The 21,882-nt window shown below is 49.9% G+C and carries 25 protein-coding genes; 6 read left to right on the top strand and 19 right to left on the bottom strand.

The window, feature by feature from the left end; all coding sequences use genetic code 11:
• Positions 1-93 precede the first annotated feature (93 nt).
• Entirely contained in the window at positions 94-750 is a 657-nt protein-coding gene (gene crp, locus METTU_RS08450) for a cAMP-activated global transcriptional regulator CRP (RefSeq protein WP_006890939.1), read from the bottom strand.
• A gap of 137 nt (positions 751-887) precedes the next feature.
• Between crp and METTU_RS08445 the strand changes: the two genes are divergently transcribed.
• Positions 888-1,304, top strand: coding sequence for an OsmC family protein (locus tag METTU_RS08445; protein ID WP_006890938.1), 417 nt, complete (start codon positions 888-890; stop codon positions 1,302-1,304).
• A 5-nt stretch (positions 1,305-1,309) separates the two neighbouring features.
• On the top strand, positions 1,310-2,116 hold the full coding sequence (gene speD / locus METTU_RS08440) for an adenosylmethionine decarboxylase (RefSeq protein WP_006890937.1): 807 nt from the start codon (positions 1,310-1,312) through the stop codon (positions 2,114-2,116).
• A 99-nt stretch (positions 2,117-2,215) separates the two neighbouring features.
• Here the strand turns inward: speD and METTU_RS08435 are convergent, their stop codons facing one another.
• Positions 2,216-3,418, bottom strand: coding sequence for a (Fe-S)-binding protein (locus METTU_RS08435; RefSeq protein ID WP_006890936.1), 1,203 nt, complete (start codon positions 3,416-3,418; stop codon positions 2,216-2,218).
• Positions 3,411-3,908: a hypothetical protein gene (locus METTU_RS08430; RefSeq protein ID WP_006890935.1), complete on the bottom strand. Its 498-nt coding sequence runs from the start codon at positions 3,906-3,908 to the stop codon at positions 3,411-3,413. The genes METTU_RS08435 and METTU_RS08430 overlap by 8 nt, the downstream gene beginning before the upstream one ends.
• Positions 3,909-4,261: 353 nt before the next feature.
• Here METTU_RS08430 and METTU_RS08420 point away from each other — a divergent pair, with 353 nt between their 5' ends.
• The 3 genes from METTU_RS08420 to METTU_RS08410 all read left to right on the top strand — a co-directional run bounded on the left by METTU_RS08420 (position 4,262) and on the right by METTU_RS08410 (position 6,451).
• On the top strand, positions 4,262-4,858 hold the full coding sequence (locus METTU_RS08420) for a TetR/AcrR family transcriptional regulator (RefSeq protein ID WP_006890934.1): 597 nt from the start codon (positions 4,262-4,264) through the stop codon (positions 4,856-4,858).
• 58 nt (positions 4,859-4,916) lie between these two features.
• Positions 4,917-5,189: a DUF4242 domain-containing protein gene (locus tag METTU_RS08415; protein ID WP_006890933.1), complete on the top strand. Its 273-nt coding sequence runs from the start codon at positions 4,917-4,919 to the stop codon at positions 5,187-5,189.
• A gap of 86 nt (positions 5,190-5,275) precedes the next feature.
• The gene (locus tag METTU_RS08410) at positions 5,276-6,451 is read left to right on the top strand and encodes a YncE family protein (protein WP_006890932.1); all 1,176 of its coding nucleotides are present in this window, start codon (positions 5,276-5,278) and stop codon (positions 6,449-6,451) included.
• A 195-nt stretch (positions 6,452-6,646) separates the two neighbouring features.
• Here the strand turns inward: METTU_RS08410 and METTU_RS08405 are convergent, their stop codons facing one another.
• The 16 genes from METTU_RS08405 to METTU_RS08330 form a co-directional block, all read right to left on the bottom strand.
• Positions 6,647-7,645: a lytic murein transglycosylase gene (locus METTU_RS08405; protein WP_006890931.1), complete on the bottom strand. Its 999-nt coding sequence runs from the start codon at positions 7,643-7,645 to the stop codon at positions 6,647-6,649.
• A gap of 68 nt (positions 7,646-7,713) precedes the next feature.
• Positions 7,714-8,211: a bifunctional adenosylcobinamide kinase/adenosylcobinamide-phosphate guanylyltransferase gene (locus METTU_RS08400; RefSeq protein WP_006890930.1), complete on the bottom strand. Its 498-nt coding sequence runs from the start codon at positions 8,209-8,211 to the stop codon at positions 7,714-7,716.
• Entirely contained in the window at positions 8,208-9,104 is an 897-nt protein-coding gene (cbiB, locus tag METTU_RS08395) for an adenosylcobinamide-phosphate synthase CbiB (protein ID WP_006890929.1), read from the bottom strand. The genes METTU_RS08400 and cbiB overlap by 4 nt, the downstream gene beginning before the upstream one ends.
• A 147-nt stretch (positions 9,105-9,251) precedes the next feature.
• Positions 9,252-10,703, bottom strand: a complete 1,452-nt coding sequence (locus METTU_RS08390; RefSeq protein WP_006890927.1) for a cobyric acid synthase — start codon at positions 10,701-10,703, stop codon at positions 9,252-9,254.
• A 99-nt stretch (positions 10,704-10,802) separates the two neighbouring features.
• A complete protein-coding gene (locus METTU_RS08385; protein WP_006890926.1) occupies positions 10,803-11,822 on the bottom strand; it encodes an aminotransferase class I/II-fold pyridoxal phosphate-dependent enzyme in 1,020 nt (339 codons plus the stop codon).
• Positions 11,823-12,386 (bottom strand): alpha-ribazole phosphatase, encoded by a 564-nt coding sequence (cobC, locus tag METTU_RS08380; protein ID WP_006890925.1) that lies wholly within the window; start codon positions 12,384-12,386, stop codon positions 11,823-11,825.
• Entirely contained in the window at positions 12,371-13,276 is a 906-nt protein-coding gene (gene cobS, locus METTU_RS08375; protein ID WP_006890924.1) for an adenosylcobinamide-GDP ribazoletransferase, read from the bottom strand. The genes cobC and cobS overlap by 16 nt, the downstream gene beginning before the upstream one ends.
• 269 nt (positions 13,277-13,545) lie before the next feature.
• Positions 13,546-13,764, bottom strand: a complete 219-nt coding sequence (locus tag METTU_RS21715; RefSeq protein ID WP_050897739.1) for an addiction module protein — start codon at positions 13,762-13,764, stop codon at positions 13,546-13,548.
• Complete coding sequence (gene cobT, locus METTU_RS08365) at positions 13,754-14,788, bottom strand: nicotinate-nucleotide--dimethylbenzimidazole phosphoribosyltransferase (RefSeq protein WP_006890923.1); 1,035 nt, start codon at positions 14,786-14,788, stop codon at positions 13,754-13,756. Before cobT ends, METTU_RS21715 begins: the two co-directional genes overlap by 11 nt.
• Positions 14,779-15,432, bottom strand: coding sequence for a 5,6-dimethylbenzimidazole synthase (gene bluB / locus METTU_RS08360; protein WP_006890922.1), 654 nt, complete (start codon positions 15,430-15,432; stop codon positions 14,779-14,781). Before bluB ends, cobT begins: the two co-directional genes overlap by 10 nt.
• A 71-nt stretch (positions 15,433-15,503) precedes the next feature.
• Positions 15,504-16,568 carry an NAD(P)/FAD-dependent oxidoreductase gene (locus METTU_RS08355; RefSeq protein ID WP_006890921.1) on the bottom strand — a complete coding sequence of 355 codons (1,065 nt, stop codon included), beginning with the start codon at positions 16,566-16,568 and terminating at the stop codon, positions 15,504-15,506.
• Positions 16,569-16,590: 22 nt separating this feature from the next.
• Positions 16,591-16,761, bottom strand: coding sequence for a rubredoxin (locus tag METTU_RS08350; RefSeq protein ID WP_006890920.1), 171 nt, complete (start codon positions 16,759-16,761; stop codon positions 16,591-16,593).
• 92 nt (positions 16,762-16,853) lie between these two features.
• The gene (locus tag METTU_RS08345; RefSeq protein WP_006890919.1) at positions 16,854-17,711 is read right to left on the bottom strand and encodes an NAD(P)-dependent oxidoreductase; all 858 of its coding nucleotides are present in this window, start codon (positions 17,709-17,711) and stop codon (positions 16,854-16,856) included.
• A gap of 48 nt (positions 17,712-17,759) precedes the next feature.
• Complete coding sequence (locus METTU_RS08340; protein ID WP_006890918.1) at positions 17,760-18,023, bottom strand: DUF2024 family protein; 264 nt, start codon at positions 18,021-18,023, stop codon at positions 17,760-17,762.
• A 77-nt stretch (positions 18,024-18,100) separates the two neighbouring features.
• Positions 18,101-19,927 (bottom strand): biosynthetic arginine decarboxylase, encoded by a 1,827-nt coding sequence (gene speA / locus METTU_RS08335; protein WP_006890917.1) that lies wholly within the window; start codon positions 19,925-19,927, stop codon positions 18,101-18,103.
• 136 nt (positions 19,928-20,063) lie between these two features.
• Complete coding sequence (locus tag METTU_RS08330) at positions 20,064-20,396, bottom strand: DUF2956 domain-containing protein (protein ID WP_006890916.1); 333 nt, start codon at positions 20,394-20,396, stop codon at positions 20,064-20,066.
• A gap of 549 nt (positions 20,397-20,945) precedes the next feature.
• On the opposite strand from METTU_RS08330, the gene speE reads away from it, so the two are divergent.
• The gene (gene speE, locus METTU_RS08325) at positions 20,946-21,794 is read left to right on the top strand and encodes a polyamine aminopropyltransferase (RefSeq protein ID WP_006890915.1); all 849 of its coding nucleotides are present in this window, start codon (positions 20,946-20,948) and stop codon (positions 21,792-21,794) included.
• Positions 21,795-21,882 lie beyond the last annotated feature (88 nt).

Genomic DNA, 21,882 nt, shown 5'->3' with positions numbered 1-21,882 from the left:
GATCGCCAGATACGATCCGGAAGGGCGGGAGAGCGCAATTCAGGCGAGATGAATGTGGGCTTGGCACTCCCGAGTACTGGCTGATTTCAGACGTTATCTCGTGCCAAACACCACAATGGTTTTGCCGTGCGCGGTAATCAGTTTTTTATTTTCCAGTTCTTTTAAAACGCGCCCGGCCATTTCTCTTGAGCAGCTGACCATGCGACCGATTTCTTGTCTGGAGATATGCAGTTGCATGCCGTCAGGGTGTGTTATCGCTTCGGGACTTTTACACAAATCAAGCAAGGTTCGGGCAATCCGCCCTTCTACATCCATAAACGCCAGATCACTTAAATTGCGGCTGGTGTTTAATAACCGTGTCGATAATTGCTCACCGAGCATGAACAATATGTCATGTCCATGCTCCATGAGATCTTTTTTCAAGACCTGTCGGAGTCGTTCGTAGCTTATTTCGGCCAAATGGCACTCGCCACGTGTTTTAACGCTGACTTTTCGCGTTTCGGCGACCTTAAAAATGCCGATTTCACCGATAAATTCATTTTTATTTAAGTAGGCGAGAATCAGTTCATGCCCGCCTTCGGCATCTTCCACGCAAACACTGACGGATCCGTCTATGATAAAATACAGCCGGTCGCCTGTGTCGCCAGGACGAATAATGGTAGTCTTGGGAGGGTATTTTTTTATATGGCAAAAACGAAGGAAATGTTCCAGCGCTTCTTTATAGGGGGTTTCTTGGTATTTCAGTATCATAGCAACAAGTTATCTATCATCAGTGCCGGGTTAAATTCCACTCACAATGCCGGATTTTAACAAAAAAATCAACATTGTTACTCTGGCAATAAGCGTTTTTATGCTACTCTATGCGTCATTTTTAACCGGGAAAAAAAATGCAAGTAACAGTTAAATGGGTCGATGGTGTGATGTTCGTCGGCGAAACCGGCAGCGGACATGCCGTAGTTATGGATGGCCCTCCCGACCACGGCGGTCGTAATATAGGCATGCGCCCCATGGAAATGCTTCTGCTGGGCGTGGGTGGTTGTTCGTCTTTTGATGTGGTGCAGATTTTGCAAAAAGGCAGGAATAACATTGTAAACTGTGTGACTGAGGTCACCGCCGAACGAGTTGATGCCATCCCGAGCGTGTTTAGCAAGATTCATCTGCATTTTATCGTCACCGGTCATGATTTAAAGGCGTCGGCTGTTGAAAGGGCGGTAAAATTATCCGCAGAAAAATATTGCTCCGCATCCATCATGCTCAGCAAAGTGGTGGAAATCACCCATGATTTTGAAGTTATCGAGGTTTAACTATTTTGAATAAATTGCAATTACACGGCTTTAATAATTTAACAAAGTCGCTCAGTTTCAATATCTATGACATCTGTTATGCGCCAGCTGAACAGCAACAGGCTTATATCGAGTATATCGACGAAGCTTATAATGCCGATAAACTGACCCAAATTCTTAAAGATGTTGCCGAAATCATCGGCGCACAAGTTCTTAATATCGCCCGCCAGGACTATGAGCCGCAAGGCGCCAGCGTTACCATGCTGATCTCCGAGGGCGAAGCGCCGCCGCCGCCGAGCATGAACAGCCAATCGCCCGGTCCCTTGCCTGAAACGGTGTTGGCGCATCTGGATAAAAGCCACATTACTGTGCATACTTATCCTGAAAGTCATCCCGATAACGGCATCAGCACCTTTCGCGCGGATATTGACGTTTCCACCTGCGGCAGGATTTCGCCGTTGAAAGCGCTCAATTACCTGATTCACAGCTTTGAGTCCGATGTGGTGACCATGGATTATAAAGTGCGCGGTTTTACCCGCGACATTTCAGGCAAAAAGCATTATATCGATCATAAGATCACGTCTATTCAGGACTATATTGCCATCGATACGCAAGAAAGTTATCAGATGATTGATGTGAATGTGTATCAGGAAAATATTTTTCATACCAAAATGATGCTCAAGGAAACCGAGCTGGAAAACTATTTGTTCGAAAAGGAATGCGACTTGTCCGCCGATCAAAAAGCGGCAATAGAAAGTAAGCTGCATAAGGAAGTGACTGAGATTTTTTACGGCCACAATTACCGTCAGCGTTATGAGGAAGTTAAGGCCTAACTCTTGGGACGGCCCGGATAGGCCGTCCTCTGTCTACCTTAGTTATTCGACACCTCGCAGGTTGGGCTAAAATCTGACCTGCGAGGGTTTCTTGGTCGGTTACTTTAATTGCCGCGCAATTAAAGTAACCGGATGAAGCACTTCCAGCGCAATTCCCCGTTCCCTGAGTCCCGCCGATATATGCAAAGCACAGCCTATATTGGAGCTGACCAGATATTCAGGCTGGTCTTTTAAAGCAACACCCAACAGGTCGCTTAACAACGCTTGCGCCATTTGCGGATGATCCAGCATATAACTGCCCGCCGAACCGCAGCATTGTATCGATGCAGGCAGCGGCGTCATTTTAATCTCAGGGATTTGTTGCAGCAGCTTTACCGCCCCTTGCTCCTCGCGCATGACGTTTTTTAACGAACACGGCGTATGCAGACATACCGATGCCGCCAATGGCTGTAGTTGCTCGCTGAGATCGCAGCCTGATTTGATTAAAAACTGGCTAATATCAACCACCTTTCCGGCAAACTCAGCCTGCTGGTATTCCTGCATCTGACTGCCGCAACCGCTGGCGATGGTGATTATCGCATCCAGGTTTTTATCCGCAAAAGCGCTGCAATTGGTTGCGGCCAACTGTCCCGACGTTTCATTATCGCCGTCATGCAAATCCAGTGCGCCGCAACAGGTCTGCTGTTCGGGTATGGATACATTGAATCCCGCCGCAGTTAACACCTTGATTGCCGCATTGACGGTCTCATGATCCAGCAAAGAACCCATGCAGCCGATAAACAAGCCTACATTGCCTCTCACTTCGGCAGTCGTCGGGTAATGCGGCGCCAACGGTGTTGAGTCATGATAATCGGGTAATAGGCGATCGATTTTATCGAGTCTTAATAATTCGGGTAATCTTAGGAATCGTGCTGTTTTTTGCAAGGCAGTGGTTTGATAAAACTTTAAACCCGATTGTGCCAAGCGACCGGCGGTTTTATTGTGGGACACTCTTTTCAGCAGCGACACCGACAGCGTAGTATCGCGCTCGCCCTTTATTTGTTCGCGGAAATCATTAATCAACCGCCCGTACGGCACTACCGCAGGACAAACCCGCTCGCAGGAGCGGCATAACAGGCAGTTGTCGATATGCTCAACCAGCTTTTTCGATGTTTCCAGGTGCTTGCCCGCCCAGGCTTGAATTAACGCAATACGGCCGCGGGGCGACTCATTTTCGTTTTGGGTTTTATTGTAGGTGGGGCAGTGCGGCAGACATAAACCGCATTTGACGCAGAGGTCAGCGTCGGCTAATAAGTTATTCATGGCTTTGTGCAGAGATTGCGTCAATTATTTCGGAGTATTCACTGACTTTCGGCTGGTATAAAAACAGCCCCAGCGCCGATAGCCCGGTGAATATGTACAAGGTGTTGAAACCATCGCCCAGCATGAACATGACCAGGCCGAAAATTCCGACAACTTCAACCAGCGACATCGAAACGATGACGGTCACCAGATAGCGGCTTTTTGCCGTAGCAACGGCTCCCTGTGTCGCCGGGGAACAAGGCATGGTTTGATTCAAGCGAAGCTGAATGTGCCGGATCAGGTTGGTCAGCGGAAAAGTTACGATAGCAATAACATAAAGTATTGTTCTGACCAGCACCCGCTGGGCTTCCGGCAACGGCTGTTGCAACTGCTCGCCCACGGTATGACAGATAATGATATAAGCCGCCAGCATCGCAAGCATCATGCCTACAATGACCCAAGGCAGGATAAGATCGGACTTTAAATGTTCGCGTTCAACCTGGTTTCCCATGTTGTTTCCTGTTAAGTGGATGTAGCTGGGTATGATACCAAAACCGGTTGCTATGGAGTTTGAATTTGTTGGTCTGCGAAAATATTCAAAAGAAATATCAAGTTGTCGGTTGTAACGTGAAAGACGAAAGACGAAAGACGAAAGACGAAAGACGAAAGGCGAAAGGCGAAAGGCGAAAGGCGAAAGGCGAAAGGCGAAAGGCGAAAGGCGAAAGGCGAAAGGCGAAAGGCGAAAGGCGAAAGGCGAAAAAAATCAGGCTTCAAATTCCGGCACCTTTAGCCCTGAGCCTATAGCCCCTTTTTTAAACATAAAACCTTTTGACAATATGAGACAACCGGTCGTATTATTTAGCCATGCATGAAACTACAAAAAAACAAATTAACCGGGAAAACCTGTTAAATCAGGGTGTAACCTTGCTTATGGAGCAGGGCTACCACGGCACTGGGCTGAAAGAGATTCTGGATGCGGTGCAGATTCCCAAAGGCTCTTTTTATAATTACTTCGGCAGCAAAGAAAATTTCGGCGCGGAAGTCATTCAGCACTATATCGAACCGTTTATTAAACAATTGACCGGGCACTTGCAACGGTCCGAAGGTGACGCGCTCGGCGCGCTACGGCGTTATTTTGATGAGGGAATTGCCGATCTTGAGAAGGCGGACTTTAAAGGCGGCTGTCTGTTGGGCAATTTAATCGGCGAAATCGGCGATACCAGCGATATTTGTCAAAAGTCCCTGCAATCCGCCCTCAATCGTTACCGGGATTTATTGCAATCAGGCCTTGCCAAAGCACAGCAACAAGGTACGGTAAGAACCGACAAATCGGCTGAAGATATGGCCGACCTGCTGGTGAACACTTGGCAGGGAGCCTTATTAAGAATGAAAATAGAAAAATCCTCCGCGCCGCTTAAACAGTGTTGCCAAGAGTTATTAGGGGATTTTTTTAAAGCGTAACATTGATTGCGCTTTAAAAAGCCACCCCATCGTTTTTACCATCAACCAGGAGACCAACATGCCAAAATATATTATCGAACGCGAAATTCCCGGCGCAGGTTCATTAGCTTATCGCGAGTTACAAGACATCTCGCAGAAATCATGCGGCATCCTTAGCGAAATGGGCCCCAAAATCCAGTGGGTGGAAAGCTATGTGACCGACGATAAAGTCTATTGCGTCTACATCGCACCGGATGAAGAAACGGTTAGAGAACACGCCGAAAAAGGCGGATTCCCGGCCAACCGTATTTCCCAAATCAGATCCATGATCGACCCCACCACTGGAGAATGATCCAATCCCTACCGTAACGCCTAGAAGACCGGCCGGACCGCACAGGTGTCCGGCTCGTCAGCTAATCAATAATCAGAGACACTACGATGAAAACAAGACAACTAATAAAAGCAGCTTGTTCCGTGCTTGCCTGCTCCGCACTGCTTAGCCCGGTGCCGGGATACGCAGAAATATTGGCGATGGTGAATTATGAAAGCAAACCGGGCCAAACCCCGAGACGCGAAGGCATCGCGATTATCGACGTCGATCCTGCATCGAAAAGCTTTGCCAAAATCCTCAATGACATCCCGCTGCCGGATGATTTAGTCGCCCATCATATCTTCTACAACAAAGACCTCAGCAAGGCTTACATCACCTCGTTGGGCAACGGCGCGCTGCATGTGATGGACATGACGCATGTTCCTTATCGCCCCAAAAAAGTCGATATGCCTGACTGTAAAGTTGCTGAAGACGTGGTCTTCTCCAAAGACAACAAGACTTGGTACATGACCTGCATGGGCTCAAGTAACGTGATTGTCGGCGATGCGCAAACCGACAAACAGATCAAAGTGATTGCCGCCGATTCGGAAAACGCTTTTATCCGTTATCCGCACGGCATCAGCATCAATGACGACATCGACCGCATCATGGTCACCAGCACAGTGCGTCCGTCGGACCTTGGCGATGCTGGAGAAACCGTAACCGTTATCGAAGCGTCGAGCGGCAAAGTGCTATCCAGCCATAAATTGTCCGATAAACCTTCTCCTTCCGGCGTGTCGCCCGTTGAGGCGGTTTTCCTGCCCGAATCGAATCCGCCGATGGCTTATATAGACACCATGTTTGGCGGCGCGCTTTGGACGGGTACATGGAATGCGGGTAACAAGAACTTTGATTTTCAGCAGGTGTTCGATTTTAATGCCGTTAAACAGGGCGTGCCGTTGGAAATCTACTTCAATGACAAGCATGACCGCATGTACATCACCACAGCCAACCCCGGTTATCTCAATATCTTCGACATCAGCCAATCCGCCCAGAAACCGGCCTTGATGAAAGCCATACCGACTGCGGGCGGCGCTCACCATGTGGTGCTTACACCCGATGAGCAGTATGCCATTGTGCAGAACAGTTTTTTAAACTTGCCGGATATGAGCGATGGTTCAATTACCGTGATCGACCTGAATAAACAGGAAGTGAAGGCCACTATCGATACGTTTAAGAAACAGGGACTTAACCCTAACTGTATTATCATGATGCCGAAATGGCATCATGATGTTGCGCATTAAAAACTGCGTAGGCCGGAATAAGGCTACCCAAGCGTAGCGCGAGGTCGCGTTTCCGGCTTGTTGAGCAGCGTATTGCCGGAAACGCCCGTTCTTGCTGACGCTCGAACAGGCTTATTCCGGCCTACATGACTGAATATTTTTCAGCGCGGTATCTTTGGCTTTTCCTTCGAGTTCTTCGTAGTAAAAACTCTTAACTTACAAATGCCGCTGCTTAATAGCCAGCGCCAACTGATGCACCGCCATCGCATACTTGTCGCTGTTATTGTATTTCTTGATCACCTTAAAATTGGGATGGACGCGCCAGTATTCACTGCCGTTAGTTGCGCCCAGTTCAATAGTCGATTCGCCGCTATAGCCTCTGGTCGGTTCCGCTACCGGCATGTTGCGTTGCCAACCGTTACGCGCAAAATAATGCGCTACGCTGCCGACCGCATCGCATTGATCCCAAAGGTTGCGATGGCCGTCGTTGTTGAAATCGACCGCCAAGCGGCGGAAACTGCTGGGCATGAACTGGCCTAAACCCATTGCGCCCGCCCAGGAGCCCACCGGTTGCAGCGGCTCGTAACCTTCTTCGCGGGTCATCAGCAAATAATTTTCCAGTTCTGTAGTAAAAAACTTGGCGCGCCGTTGGGTGTCGAATGCCAGCGTAGTCAGGGCATCTAAAATGCGCGTTTTCCCGACATTGCGGCCGAAAAAAGTTTCCACGCCGATAATCGCAACGATATATTCGGGATCGACGCCGTAAGTCACGCTGGCTTTTTGGATAGCGTCCGCATTGTTGCTCCAAAAGGCTACGCCATTATTGATATGCGCCTCGGTAATGAATTGCTGGCGGTAGCGCGTCCAGCCTCCCGACTTGGGGTGAGCAGGCTTGGGGCCGAAGTCTGGTGGTGGGTTTTCCAGACGGATGACGTAATCCAAACGCTTAGCCTTGGAAAACAAGCTGTTTAAATAGCTTTCCGAAAAGTGGTGTTCAAGCACCATGTGTCGGATAAAGTTCTGCACAGCCAACGAGTTGGCGTAAGTTCCGGTTAAACCTAAACTCTGTGTTTGATATTCAGGGGCATGATCGTGGATAGTGGCGGTATTATTGGGATACGGCGCGTCGGTTTTGACCGCCGGATTGCCGGCGCAGCCGGTAAGCGCTAATGCCAAAGCCAGTTTAAATAAGCGTTTATAGCCTGTGTTTTTCACGGTTGTCTCTTGTTATTAAACGTACATCGATTATTCGGAAGTTAATATGCGCTCTGCACCACGAGCATCTATTTCATTTGCATCTTTAAGCCTGCACTGCAAAAAAACACCTGATCGCAATGCCGGCCCATCAATTGAGCGGCTTTGCCGGACAGGTCGACAAACTGCCTAGCCAAGCGATTGTCGGCGATTACACTCAGACCGACTTCATTATGCACCAGCACCATGTCGCAAGATAACTGTAGCACCGCTTCCAGTTCTTGCAAAATGTCCGTTTCGGGGATTTGGTGATAAAGCTGGTTGTTTAGCCACATCGATATGCATTCAACCAATACCGGCCCCCGGCATTTCTGCAACGCTTCAAATAGTTTAACGGGTTCTTCGATAGTGACAAATAAATCTTGGCGGCGTTGTTGATGAATCAGGATGCGCGTCTGCATCTCGTCATCAAAAAACTCGGTAGTCGCCAGATAGTACGGCTTATCCGTTGCCGCTTGCTCTAAAATATACGCTTCCGCCAGCCGGGATTTGCCGCTTTTGATGCCGCCTATAAACAGTGTTTTCATGACAATACGGCTCCGATTGTTAATAGACCCAGAACGATCAGGTTAATGCCTGTTTTCATTTGCAATGCTCGGGTTAATGTCGATTTATCGACCGGATTGAGAGGCAAGCCCAGTGTCGGTTTATGTTTGATTTGTCCGTGGTAACTGGCGTCGCCGCCCAACGCAACGCCCAAGGCACCGGCCATTGCCGCAATCGGGAAGCCGGCGTTGGGGCTTTCCAGTTTATTACCGTCGCGCCATAGGCACTGCCAGGCGCGTTGCTTGTCTTTTGCCAATGCGACAATCAGCAAGGCGGTCAGTCGGGCAGGAATGTAATTGGCAATATCATCGACTATTGCAGCGGTTTTGCCGAAATAAAAATAGCGCTCGGTTTTATAGGCAATCATCGAATCCATGGTGTTGATGGCTTTATACACGGCAATCCCCGGCAAGCCGAACAGCAGCAGGTAAAACAGCGGCGCGATAACGCCGTCGCTGAGATTTTCCGCCCAGGTTTCAAGGCCTGCTTTATAGACTTCGGTTTCGGTCATGTCTTTGGTATCGCGGCTGACCAGATAGCTTAACGCCTGCTTGGGTTGCTCTGCGGTTAACAGTGCGGCGACGCTGTCGTGCAACATATTCATGGCCAGCCCGGTGGAAGCGAATATCGCCAAAACTATCAGCGACAGCCACGTCGGCAAAAGGCCGCACAGGTAAACCAGGGTGGTGCTGACCAATAAGGCCAATGTGATTAAACCGACCACCAATAGCGCGCCGGGCAATATCCGGTCGCTGTAAAACCGCCGTTCAAACCCATTAATGAAATCGCCCATCAATACTACCGGGTGTTTGCAGGGGAATTCGCCAAAAATCATATCGACAAGATATGCCAAAGCTGCCAATTCAAAAAACATTGTAACTATTCAGTCCTTCTCATGCTGTGTAGCTGTCCATACCGTTAAACCGTAAAGCCGGATTTAAACGACCAAAGCAAGCTTTGGACTCCAAAAAACACAGAGTCAGGAGTTCAAAGCTTGCTTTGAAGTTTGTGATTCTAAACATCAGCTCGCCTGTAACGCTTGCAAAATGGCGGCTATATCCAGATTTTCCGCGACCATATCGGCAAAGCCCTGAATTTCGGCTTCGCGATAATGCGCATAGGCATAGCCCTGATACTGCGGATTGATGGTTTTAAAGTAATCGGTGCGGAACTCATCGTGATCGAAAACCCCATGCACATGGGTTCCGGCGACTGCCAGGGATGGCGGAAGTGTCGCAATCGATAGGGAATCGATGCGACCGAACAGGCCGCCCTGATAATACAGCGGGTATTTGTCCATGCGGCCGCAATGGATTTCATAGCCGCTGATCCCGGCGTATGTAAACAGTTGGTAATGTCCTCGCGCCAGTATTTTTGGGCTTTGGTAAAGCACCGTATCGTCGATAAAACTCAAGCCGGTTTCCACAATCGCGGATTCATGTTCAATCGCATCAGGATCGTGCAAACTTTGGCAGAGCATTTGATAGCCGCCGCAGATACCGAACACCGGCTTGTTGAATTGCAAAATCTCCTCGAACAAGCCCTGATTTTTCAGCCATTGCAAATCGCGAATCACGGTCTTGCTGCCCGGCAACAGCACCATATCGAAGCTTTCCAGCGGACGGTAATCGTGGATCAGCTCGACATAAAGTTCGGGGTCGCCCATCAACACATCGAGGTCGTTATAATTGCTGAGGCCCGGATAGGCGATCACCGCAACGCGGATTTTGGCATCAATCAGTCGTTGCCGGTAATTGCGCAACGACTGGGAATCTTCCATGTCGATATTCAACGGCTTAAACGGCAGAACGCCTAAGACAGGAACGCCGAAACGCTCGGCGATGATTTTTTCGCCTTCGTCAAAAAAACGCCGGTCGCCGCGAAATTTGTTGATCACTACCCCGATCAGGTTGCTGCGCATGACCGGATCCATCAGTTCCAATGTGCCGTAAATCGATGCAAACACGCCGCCCCGCTCGATGTCCGCGACCAGGATATTTTTGGTATTGAAACTGTTGGCGACAAAGGTATTGGACAAATCCTTGTTCAGCAAATTCAACTCGACCGGCGAGCCTGCGCCTTCCGCAACTATCAGGTCATAGTCCTGTTGTAATAATGAAAACGCCTGTTTGACCTGCTGTTTCAACCGGTCGATTTCAGCGTAATAGACCGCAATCGACTGGTTTTGATAAACCAGCCCGTTCACAATCACCTGCACCGAACCGTTGCCATGCGATTTAAGCAATACCGGATTGAACAGGTAACTCGGCTCGACGCGCGCGGCTTCGGCTTGCAGGCATTGCGCCCTGGAAATCTCCCGGCCTTCTTTGGTGACCGCAGAATTATTGGAGACGTTTTGCGCCTTAAACGGTGCGACCTTCAAGCCTTGGTCGGCAAAAATCCGGCACAAGGCCATGACCAGCGTGGTTTTTCCGGCATCTGAACTGGTGCCGAATACGGCTAATGGTTTCATTTTTTTAGTTTCATTTAGATATATGCACCACGAAGGCACGAAGGACACGAAGAAAAGATATAAAAACTTCGTGTCCTTCGTGCCTTCGTGGTGAATTTTTTATTTTTTAACGTTTTTAAAGCTGTGAGCAAGTTGGGAAATGGTTAATTCATCCTTGACCGCAAAACGCACATGGCTTTTATCCAGGCCCTCGAAATTGTCGCAGACGCGGATTAAAATCCGCGACGGTTCCAATTGCGCTTGTAACCGGTAACCATCACCGCCGTTTGCCATGCGAGCCAGCAAAAAATTGGCCTGTCCCGGATAAATCTTATCGAACAAACCGGAACCTTGCAGCGATTGATACAGCAAATCGCGTAAATACGCGGTCTGCTCGAGGGTCTGTTCGATGAACGCGTTATTTGCCAACGCCTGCTGCATATAGGCCATGTCCAGGCTGGATAATTTCCATGCCGGTTCAAAACGATGCAGCTCCTTTATCGCCGCTGTTGCCGCCAGAATAAAGCCGATGCGGATACCGGCGCAGCCGTAAAACTTGCTTAACGATTTGATCACATAAAGTTTATCGTAATGCGCGATGCGTTCTGCAACCGAATCGGCTGAGCAGAAGTCCAGGAACGATTCATCGATGATAATAGTGCAATCTGCCGCCTGCCATGCTGCCAACAACTCTTGCAGGTCATAAAGCCGGCCGTCCGGCGTGGACGGATTAACAAAAACCACCGTGCTGCGTTCGGGAACATCCGCCAGTAAGTGATTAAACCGGTTGATGTTATGTACCGCGCAACCCAGCTCCCCGGCAATATGCGCATATTCGCCGTACAAAGGCGTATACAAAACCAGGTCTTTCGGCTGCAAGCCGCGCAACAGGGCGAAGATAGCCGCACTTGCACCATTAAACAGTTCAATATCAACGCCCGCAGGAATCGGGTAGCGCCGATCGAGCGCCTGTTTTAACAAGCCATAATCGGGATCGGCATACGGTGTAAGCTGAACGCCTTGCAGGCAATTTAAATCGACCGCCTGCTTCGGGTTGATGTTGGCCGAAAAATCCAGCACCTGTTCCGGCAGGCAGCCGAGCCGTCGGGCGAACTGGTAAATATTGCCGCCGTGGTTCATTTATAGATTGATGTATTCGATGTAAAGGTAATCGTCAGCCTGCCGCAGTTTATGCACGGAGCCTGAATCGATCCGCAGTTGAAACGAATTGGCTAAGGGCAGATTCAACGCACGCGCCAGCAAAGCGCGGATGACGCCTGCATGAGTTATCACCAAAACCTGCTCGGCTTCGGTAGCCAACAAGTCCTGCCAAAAATTGCCCGCACGCTGGTACAAATCCTCAAAATTTTCGCCTTTGGGCGGCGCGGCGGTCACAAAGTTGTTCGTCCAATGCTGCAAAACAGCGGCGTCGATGTCGTCAAAACGCTTGCCTTCCCACTCGCCGAAATCAAGTTCCTGCAAGCGGGTATCGGTAGTCACCGTGTCTGAAAAGGTCTCGGCCAATTGCAAACAGCGCGTTAACGGGCTGCTGAAAACGGTGCAGTCGTCGTCGAACTCGGGCAGTTTGTCGTGCAGGTTTGCCATCTCGTTGGGAAAACTGTCCGCCAGGGCAATATCGCTTTGCCCGTAACACAGCCCCGGATCGGTAGCGGTTTGGGTGTGGCGAATTAAATAAATATCCATAAGGCACTCACGCTTAAATAAAAAATAGTCTCGGCAACTTGCTGGCTTGCGCCCAGGCAATCGCCGGTATAGCCGTCGATACGGCGGTAAAAATAATGTCCCAGAAGCAGGGTTGCAACCAATACGGGGATGATTGCCAACATACACAAGGCGGGCAACAAGGCCAACGGCAACAACGCTATCACTGTAGCAAAAGCCAATTCCCGGAAACTGGGTTGATAAACCGCGCCCGAGGCTTTGCTGTCATTGCCACGCGCATAAGTATAGCGCTGCATCAGCAACAGCGGCGACAAGCGGCTGATGCTGTGCCCGGACAGTAACACTAAAGGTATGGCGGTAGGCATTTCGGCTAGCATGCTGATCTTCAACAACAGCATCAACAGCAGCCCGAGCAATCCGTAAACCCCGATATGGGAGTCTTTCATGATTTCCAGGATGCGCTGTTTATTCATGCCGCCGCCGAAACCGTCGCAGACATCGGCAAAGCCGTCTTCATGCAATGCGCCGGTCAGCAAAATGCCGGTGATTAGCGCGAGGATCACCGCCGTAGCCTGCGGCCAAACTAAATCCGCCAGATAAAATACTAAGGCGCAGATGCCGCCAACCAGCCAGCCGATCAACGGCAAATAGATAGCCGCCTGAGGCAACCGTTTGTAATCCAATGCTTGAGGGTGGGGCAGGCGGTCGCATCGGTTCCCTACCGCTTGCGACACTTCCGCCATCCCTGGCAGTCGGGTGTAAAAGCTGAGGGCTAGAAAAAATAGCATCTTATCGTTCCCACGCTCCGGCGTGGGAACGCATCCGGCAACGCTCCAGCGTTGCCAAACGCGACGCCGGAGCGTCGCTAACTGCATTCCCACGCTGGAGCGTGGGAACGATGGTATTTTCATTTTGCTCTCCCGAGCGAGACGGGGTTTGCACCCCCGTCCCTACTATTTTCGATAATTACTGCCATATCTTCATTCGTCAAACGTTTCGGACGGGGTTGCAAACCCCGTCCAGCCACAGAGAATGCACCACGAAGACACGAAGAAAAACAATCTGTTTAATTCAATACATTGAAAACTTCGTGTTCTTCGTGCCTTCGTGGTGAAAAATGTTTTTAGCCTAATTTGGATAATACTTTCACAGTCTCCGGAGCGTGGGAACGATGGTATTTTCATAGGTATTTTTGCATAACCGCTTCATAACTTACCGTTTTGAGTTCACCCGCCTTATAGGCTTGCCATCTTTCTTGCGCTTCTTCACGCCAGATGGCATCAATTCCAGGATTAGGTGTATCTAAATCGGCAAATGATTTTAAAGCAGGCGAAAGATTCAAGGTAAAAAGCCTTGCGTCTTTCGCCTTGAGCCCTTCGCCTGCTTTTTTAATGATCAACCCCAGCCTCAGCAAACGTAGCCATCTCGTTCAAAAACACGACTGCCGATTGCAGCAGCGGGTAGGCCAAGGCAATGCCCGAACCTTCGCCCAAGCGCAATTCCAGATTCAGCAAGGGTTTGGCGTTGAACTGGTTTAACAACGCCTGATGCCCCTGCTCGCTGGAAACATGGCTGAATACGCAATAATCCAGCACGTGAGGATGCAGTTTGCTAGCGACTAACAGTGCCGTGCCGGCAATAAAGCCGTCGACTAAAATAAGCATGCCCAGTTCGGCGGCTTTAAGATAAGCGCCGACCATCATCGCGATTTCAAAACCGCCGAATGTGGCCAGCACGTCTAAAGGCTCTGTTGCGTCTTTATGCTTATTTAGCGCCCGCTGCAATACGACCAGCTTATGTTGCAACTGCCCGTCATTTAAGCCGGTGCCGCGGCCTACGCAGCGGACTAACGACAGGCCGGTTAAACGATGCATCAGCATTGCTGCGGATGAGGTGTTACCGATACCCATTTCGCCAAAGCCGATGCAGTTACAGCCGCTTTCATATTGCCGAAAAACCTGATCTGCACCGGCTTGCATGGCTTTGGTGCATTCTTCGGCGGTCATCGCAGGCTGGGTTAAGAAGTTCCGAGTGCCTTTGTCGATCTTTGCATCAATCAGCTTTGGATGACTGCTCAAATCAGCGTTGACTCCCGCATCGACAATCAATAATTCTATGTCGTGTTGACGGGCGAAAACGCTGATCGCCGCGCCGCCATCCAAAAAATTGGCGACCATTTGCGCGGTCACGGTTTGCGGATAAGCGCTGACCCCGGATTCAACAATGCCGTGGTCTCCGGCAAAAATAAGGACGCACGGCTTGTTTAAACGCGGGGTCAGGCTGTTTTGGCACAATCCAACCTGTAAAGCCAGGGATTCCAATTGCCCCAGAGAACCCAGCGGCTTGGTTTTCTGGTCGATTTTGGTTTGTAAAGCAGCGCGGAGTGTTGAGTTGAGCTGAGGGATGACAAAATTTAGCGGCACGGTGTATTCCAAACGTTTTCAAATAACAAATCTTTAAGGTCTTTACGATCCGCCCATTGCTCTTGTTCCAGCATCGGCTTGTCGTAGAATTTATCGACATGTCCGAGACATAAAACCGCGAACGGCTGGCTATCTTCGGGCATGTTTAACAGGGTTTTCAAGGCTTCCGGCTCGAACATCGACACCCAGCCCAGGCCGATGCCTTCCGCTCTTGCCGCCAGCCACATGTTTTGTATCGCGCAGGCCAGTGAGGCCAAATCCATTTCCGGCAAGGTGCGACGGCCGAATATATACTGTTCCCGCTGCTCGCACAAGGCGGCAACCAGCACTTCCGGGCATTCCAGTATGCCTTCCACTTTCAGCTTCATAAACTCGTCTTTGCGTTCATCTAAAGCCTCGGCGGTGCGGATACGCTCCTGTTCGACCAACAGGTGTATGGCTTTGCGAAGATCCGGGCAGCTGATGCGCATAAATCGCCACGGCTGCATAAAGCCGACGCTGGGAGCGTGATGCGCGGCATTAAGCAGGCGGAGTAACAGCTCGGGATCGATGGGATCGGGCAAAAAATGGCGCATATCACGACGCTCAAAAATGGCGCGATAGACGGCGGCGCATTCCGCATCAGAGTAGCGATTTTGGGTCATGTTATAGATAAAAGGCGAAAGGCGAAGGGCAAAAAGCGTTTTTTTCGCCCTTCGCCTTTCGCCTGATGGTATCAAACATTATACGGATGAACAGCCTCAAAACCATGCACTTTGGCTTTGGTGGTAAAGACCGGCGGCGTCCAGCTGTCCTGTTTTTGTCCGGACAGGAATTCCGCCAGCCACAAGGCCTGATTACGTATCGGCAAAATGAAGGCGTACAGTTTTCCGTTCGGCAATTCGGCCACATCGCCCAGCGCGTAAATGGATTCGTCACTGGTCTGCAAATAGGGGTTAACCTTGATGCCGCGACCTATTTCGAGGCCGGCCAGTTCCGCCAACTCGGTGCGCGGTTTAAATCCGCAAGCGACTATCAGTCCGTCAAACTCGGCCGTCACTTCGGTTCTTACGCAAACCTTGTCCCCGGCAACTGCTCCCTGCGTTGCTCTACCTCCTGCATCCATGCAGTCGTCTTCCTTGATAAATTCCTGTACCGCCTGATTTAGCAGTACCTTAACGCCGGAGTCCTGCAATACCTTAAGCAACAAAGCCGAATCCTCGGCCACCAGTTGACGCTCCATTAACCGGTCCATGGCATGAAACAGGGTCACGTTATCGCCCGCCGCGGCTAAATCGGACGCTACTTCGCAACCGATTAAACCGCCGCCGACAATCGCCCAGTTAGGCTGTTGGTTTTGGCTTAAAAAATCTTGCCGAAATTGTCGCAAGGCTTTCAAATCGACAAGGCTGTTCAGACTAAAAAACAGCTTGTCATAGGGCCTGAAGGGCGGCGGAATGAACGCGGAAGAACCTTGTGCAATGATCAGTTTATCGTATTGCAGCTCTTTTTCCTGGCAGGAACCGTTGATCGCAATGGATTTGTCTGCACAATTAATAGCCGTTACTTCGGCGCCGCAGAGCACATTGATATTGTTTTCGCGCAGCTTATCAAAGGGCTTGAGGATGATGGATTGTTCAATATCGGTCTTGGTAAAACCGCGGGACAGCAGCGGCCGCGAATAATAGCCGTCATGTTCCCGAGTTACCAGCGTAATCTCGTCATCATCGGCCGATAATGCGCGGTATTTTTCGGCAAAGCTGACTCCGGCTATGCCTGAGCCGATTATAACAGTCTGCATATTGTTCCCCGGTAAGGATTGATTAAGCCATTAAATCATATTCGCTTTTTTCTACGCCGCACTCGGGGCAACGCCAATCATCGGGAATATCTTTCCATAAAGTGCCCGGCGCAATACCGGCATCCAGGTCGCCTTCCGCTTCATCATAAATATGGCCGCAAGTGCCGCACTGGTATTTTTTGTAATCAGGCATGATTATTCCTTATTTGGTGTTAAAAGCACGCCTGACTTTAACAGGTCTGGTTTTATTTTCAATCCGAATCTACAGCTTTCCGTCGATAGTTTTTAGTCGATAGCTTTCAATCTATATAGCGCCGAAATATCCTCATCGCCGTAACCTTCCGCCATTAACCGCTCGTAATCGGCAAGGGTCATGTCGATCAGCGTAGCCGATGCGCCGGATTGTTTCGCCATACGTTGGCAGATTTTCAGGTCCTTATGGTGCAGTGCAAGTTTAAAGCCCGGAGCAAAGACGCCTCCTGTCATCGTGGAGCCGCGATGCTGTAAAAACCAGTTGCCCGATGCGCCGCCGGAGATGACCTCGATCACCTTATCCATCGGCAAACCCTGGGCCTGTGCGAAAGCCAGCGCTTCAGTCACCGCCTGATTGATGCCCGCGCCCATGATTTGATTGACCGCCTTGGTGGCTTGACCTGAGCCGGTTGCGCCCATGTGCATGATGCAGCGGGTCATGGTTTCCAGCACCGGGCGGGCTTGTTCCAGTGCCGCTGAATTTCCACCGACCATCATCGCCAGCGTGCCGTTTTTAGCGCCCTCAATGCCGCCGGATACCGGGGCATCGAGAAAAGCGACCTGTTTTTCGGCCAATATAGCCGCGGCTTGCTTGGCGGTATCGCTGCTGACCGTGGACATATCGACGACGATGGAACCGGGCTTGATGGTAAGAGCTATCGCCTCAACCATTGCCAGCACATCCTGATCGGCGGAGACGCAAATCAGCACTATATCGACGTTCGCGGCGAGCTCTTCCGGCTGAGCGAAGGCTGTGACATTCAATTCTTCGGCCAGACTTTGCGCCTTTGCCGTCGTGCGGTTATAAACGCCGGTTAAGTATCCGGCCTTGGTGATATTGCTCGCCATGCCGATGCCCATTGCACCCAAACCGATCATGCCTGTTTTCATAATTATTTCTCCAAGGTTATTTAATACGATCAGTTTAACTGACTCGCATTACTTGGGGCATCCTTCCATTTTATAAATGGCGTAACCCTTCTTGTCGATGTCCGCTCTCATATCGGCCGGGGCTTCGAGGCTGTGATAGAAGTAACAGTTTTCCGGGGTCACGACGGCATCTTCCAGATCAATGCTGACCAGCCATTGTTTGGCACAGCTAAGCGCTTTTTGTTGGTCCTCTTCATCCAATATCACATTAAAATGCAGTTTTTTGCCTTGTGCGGTTTTTGCGTAAGTGTCGAATACATGTGAGAGGGGCATCAGTTTTCTCCCTTGTTGTTGGACCGGATAGGGTTGAGCAGGGCACGTTCGCGCAACATGTAAAAGTAAGAAATCTTCTATTTAGCCAAATAAGTATAAGACGTCAACCCCGCAATCAGCTCCTGCTCATAGTCCTGCCGCTGTTGCTCGCTAAGATCGCTGTTAGCCAGTTTTTCCCGGTAGGCGGTTTTCAAATCTTCGCTGTTGATATGCACATAGTCCAGCAGGTCATCGACATGTTCGCCTTCATGCAGGTCGTAAAAATGGTAGCCCTGATCGTCTAGCTCTATGTTGATCGAATGGGTGTCGCCGAACAGGTTGTGCATGTCGCCCAATATTTCCTGGTACGCGCCGAGCATAAAAAAGCCGATCAGATACGGCTCATTGCTGTCGATTTCATGCACCGGCAGGGTTTTTTCAATATTTTGCCCGTCGATATATTGGTCGATGCGGCCGTCGGAATCGCAGGTTAAATCCTGGATCACGGCGCGGCGCGTGGGCTGTTCGTCCAGCCGGTGTATCGGCATGATCGGGAAAATTTGATCGATGCCCCAGACGTCGGGCATGGACTGGAACAGCGAGAAATTGCAAAACACCTTGTCGGCCAGTTTCTCGTTCAGCTCCTGCAATATCGCGGCCTCGCTTTGATTGTTGGGATTCAGCTTAAGGACCAGCTGGCGGCACAGCAGCGCATAGTTATTCTCCGCCTCGGCCAGTCCGGTAATGCTCAGTTTGTCCTGGGTAAATTGAGCCCGTGCTTCCGATAAATCGAACTGCGCATCGTGGTAATGCTCGACCAGATTGTGCGGTTCCGGCAAGGCTTGCAGCTCGGCGTGGTTGGCGTAAACCGATTCAATATCGGTCACATTGGTGATCAATACCGCATGATGAGCGGTCAGCGCACGGCCCGATTCGGTGATGATGTCCGGCTGCGGAACCTGTTTTTCGGCGCAAATATCGGCAAAACTGCGCACGATATTCTGGGCGTATTCATCCAGGCTGTAGTTGATCGACGATTCGCGCCGCGAATGGCTGCCGTCGTAATCCACGCCCAGCCCGCCGCCGGCATCGACGATTTTCACGTTAGCGCCCAGACGATGCAGCTCGACGTAAAACTGCCCGGCTTCTTTTAATGCTATTTTGATGTCGTGAATGTTGGCGATTTGCGAGCCCATGTGAAAGTGCATCAGTTTCAAGGTATCCAGCAAACCGGCTTGCTTAAGGCGCTCGATTAATTGCAGCACTTCAGGGGCATGAAGACCGAATTTGGATTTTTCGCCGCCGCTGTTTTGCCATTTCCCGGCGCTGATGCTGGACAGCCTGATCCTGACGCCCAGTTGCGGCTTGATGTTAAGGCGCGCCGCTTCCTCGATAATCAGTTCCAGTTCCAAGGGCTTTTCAATGACCAGATACAGATTCAGCCCCATTTTCAGGCCGATCAGCGCCAGACGGATGTAAGCGCGATCCTTGTAGCCGTTGCAGACCACCACGCCTTTATTGGACAGGGCCATAATCGCCAGCAATTCCGGCTTGCTGCCCGCTTCGAGGCCGATGTTGTCGGCCGCCAGAATGCCTTCGACCACCTTGCGTTGCTGGTTAACCTTGATCGGATAAACCGGCGTGTAGTTGCCCTGATAATCGTTATTGACGCAGGCTTTTTGGAAAGCGTTGGATAGCTGGGTAACGCGGTCTTTTAAAATATCGGTAAAACGCACCAGCACCGGCAAGGATAGCTTTTTGTCGTTCAGCGATTGGGCGATTTCGTACAAATCCAGTTGCACATCCTTATCGGAACTGGGCTTTACGCTGACATGCCCGGCGGCGTTGATCGAAAAATAGCCTTGTCCCCAACTGTCTATCGCGTAGGTTTGGGCGGATTGACTGGTCGTCCAGGTATTATTCACTGCTTATCTCCGTTTGGGTAAATACTATGAAATTCACAAAAAACATCGGCTAAAAAATTAAAAGATCATCACCACGAAGAGCAAAACATAAACTTCGTGTCTTAATGTAGGGTCAAATTCCACGGACTTATGGAATTCAAACGAGAAAGTAAATGCCCGCGGCCAGCCATGTCAGCAGCAGTAGCAGCCAAGGAAGCCAGTGCTGTCGATAAACTATACTCTGTTGTATTTCAGTATCATCCGACTCTATCGATTGCTGCTTTTGAGTTGATACTTTCTTGAGCTTTCTGCTCAAGTCCCTGGCTTTTTCTTTTTGCTGTTTTTTATAGAGATCAATGCCTTTTTGAATGCCTTGAGCAATCAGCCTGGTTTGCTCTTTGGTTTGAGCGGGACGCTGAGTTCCTCGGGCTATTTTCAGCGCGTCCTCTTGAGTCTGCGGTGAGGGTTTTTGATAACTGTTTTTGGTCATGATGGTATTTTGATAATGAATGCTTCATTAAATTATACTGTGTACGGTCACGGATGAGGATAATCAAATTCCCCATGTCGCTGTTCAACGCGAAACACAACATTCCTTTCTAACAAGCTTCCAGCGATGCGTTGACTAACCCGCCTACAAAAGAAGCATTACTTCCTCGGCAGCGTAAATTTAATGGGACAATAGAACACATTTTCATTACCACAGTAAGTACAATGCTACAAACTCAAAGGACAACATGATAAGGGCGAACTTAGAAGCCAGGTTGATAAAATAGGGGGCAGTTAAGGTGATTAAGCTGATTGATGGGGTTAATCGGAATGCGTTGGTTGCTGGTAAAGCGGCTTAATGAGGGGCGTTGAAAAGCCGGAAACGGGGCAAGCTGCTAATCAACTACTTCACATTCATGTAACTTGATTCCGGCATAATGAAACATGGCGCTGTGAATATGCGCTGCGGCCAATAGCCGCAATCCGTTGTGCCGTGGCTTGCCAAATCTAATATAATGCCCAAATCTTTATTTTTCCAGGAACCTATACCATGAACCCAACCGAATGGTTTACCGAGCAACACGCAGACGCCGGCTCGGCCTTTTCGCTAAAAATTAAACAAAAGCTGCACGAGGAGCAATCCGAGTTTCAACACCTTGAAATCTATGAAACCGAAACCTTCGGTAATTTGATGATTATTGACGGTTGCACGATGGTATCAACCCGCGACAACTTTTTTTATCATGAAATGATGAGCCATCCGGCGTTATTCACTCACCCCGATCCAAAAAGGGTGTGGATTATCGGCGGCGGCGACTGCGGCACGTTAAGAGAGGTGTTAAAGCATCCATCGGTAGAACAAGCCGTGCAGATTGACATCGACGAGCGGGTCACGCGTCTGGCGGAAATTTATTTCCCCGAATTATGCGAATCCAACAACGACCCCAGAGCCGACTTGAAATTTATCGACGGCATTAAATGGGTAAAGGATGCCGAGCCGAATTCGGTGGATATTATCATCGTCGACAGCACCGACCCGGTCGGTCCGGCTTTAGGCTTGTTCAGCGAAGAGTTTTACCGCGACTGTTTTGCCTGTCTGTCTGAAAACGGCATGGTCGTGCAGCAAAGCGAGTCGCCTCTGTATCACATGAAACTGATCGGCGAAATGCGCGACGCGATGAGCAATGCCGGTTTAAGTCATCTGCAAACCTTGTTCTTCCCGCAATGCCTATATCCGTCAGGCTGGTGGAGCGCTACGATTGCCAGCAAAGGCGATCTGAGCAAGTTCAGGGAATCGGACAGTGCGAACAAGCCGTTCGACACGACTTACTACAACGTTGATATACACAAAGCAGCTTTGGCTCAGCCTGAGTTTGTTAAAAAAGCGTTTAATTTATAAGTAGATTTTTTCACCACGAAGAACACGGAGAAAAGCAAAGTAAAAAACTTCGTGTTCTTCGTGTCTTCGTGGTGATGCTTTTATTAGG

The organism is Methylobacter tundripaludum SV96 (assembly GCF_000190755.2).
Taxonomy (GTDB): domain Bacteria; phylum Pseudomonadota; class Gammaproteobacteria; order Methylococcales; family Methylomonadaceae; genus Methylobacter_A; species Methylobacter_A tundripaludum.
This window is presented reverse-complemented; position numbering and strand designations above follow the sequence as displayed.

What these genes read in the sequence shown, in the direction of transcription:
- cobC (WP_006890925.1), bottom strand. Translation starts at nt 12,386, where the DNA reads ATGGATATTTATTTAATTCGCCACACCCAAACCGCTACCGATCCGGGG.
- METTU_RS08355 (WP_006890921.1), bottom strand. Translation starts at nt 16,568, where the DNA reads ATGCAGACTGTTATAATCGGCTCAGGCATAGCCGGAGTCAGCTTTGCC.
- cbiB (WP_006890929.1), bottom strand. Translation starts at nt 9,104, where the DNA reads ATGTTTTTTGAATTGGCAGCTTTGGCATATCTTGTCGATATGATTTTT.
- crp (WP_006890939.1), bottom strand. Translation starts at nt 750, where the DNA reads ATGATACTGAAATACCAAGAAACCCCCTATAAAGAAGCGCTGGAACAT.
- METTU_RS08400 (WP_006890930.1), bottom strand. Translation starts at nt 8,211, where the DNA reads ATGAAAACACTGTTTATAGGCGGCATCAAAAGCGGCAAATCCCGGCTG.
- METTU_RS08390 (WP_006890927.1), bottom strand. Translation starts at nt 10,703, where the DNA reads ATGAAACCATTAGCCGTATTCGGCACCAGTTCAGATGCCGGAAAAACC.
- METTU_RS08420 (WP_006890934.1), top strand. Translation starts at nt 4,262, where the DNA reads ATGCATGAAACTACAAAAAAACAAATTAACCGGGAAAACCTGTTAAAT.
- cobS (WP_006890924.1), bottom strand. Translation starts at nt 13,276, where the DNA reads ATGAAAATACCATCGTTCCCACGCTCCAGCGTGGGAATGCAGTTAGCG.
- METTU_RS08340 (WP_006890918.1), bottom strand. Translation starts at nt 18,023, where the DNA reads ATGCCCCTCTCACATGTATTCGACACTTACGCAAAAACCGCACAAGGC.
- bluB (WP_006890922.1), bottom strand. Translation starts at nt 15,432, where the DNA reads ATGACCCAAAATCGCTACTCTGATGCGGAATGCGCCGCCGTCTATCGC.
- METTU_RS08385 (WP_006890926.1), bottom strand. Translation starts at nt 11,822, where the DNA reads ATGAACCACGGCGGCAATATTTACCAGTTCGCCCGACGGCTCGGCTGC.
- METTU_RS08330 (WP_006890916.1), bottom strand. Translation starts at nt 20,396, where the DNA reads ATGACCAAAAACAGTTATCAAAAACCCTCACCGCAGACTCAAGAGGAC.
- speE (WP_006890915.1), top strand. Translation starts at nt 20,946, where the DNA reads ATGAACCCAACCGAATGGTTTACCGAGCAACACGCAGACGCCGGCTCG.
- METTU_RS08345 (WP_006890919.1), bottom strand. Translation starts at nt 17,711, where the DNA reads ATGAAAACAGGCATGATCGGTTTGGGTGCAATGGGCATCGGCATGGCG.
- METTU_RS08430 (WP_006890935.1), bottom strand. Translation starts at nt 3,908, where the DNA reads ATGGGAAACCAGGTTGAACGCGAACATTTAAAGTCCGATCTTATCCTG.
- METTU_RS08415 (WP_006890933.1), top strand. Translation starts at nt 4,917, where the DNA reads ATGCCAAAATATATTATCGAACGCGAAATTCCCGGCGCAGGTTCATTA.
- METTU_RS08350 (WP_006890920.1), bottom strand. Translation starts at nt 16,761, where the DNA reads ATGCCTGATTACAAAAAATACCAGTGCGGCACTTGCGGCCATATTTAT.
- METTU_RS08410 (WP_006890932.1), top strand. Translation starts at nt 5,276, where the DNA reads ATGAAAACAAGACAACTAATAAAAGCAGCTTGTTCCGTGCTTGCCTGC.
- METTU_RS08435 (WP_006890936.1), bottom strand. Translation starts at nt 3,418, where the DNA reads ATGAATAACTTATTAGCCGACGCTGACCTCTGCGTCAAATGCGGTTTA.
- METTU_RS08445 (WP_006890938.1), top strand. Translation starts at nt 888, where the DNA reads ATGCAAGTAACAGTTAAATGGGTCGATGGTGTGATGTTCGTCGGCGAA.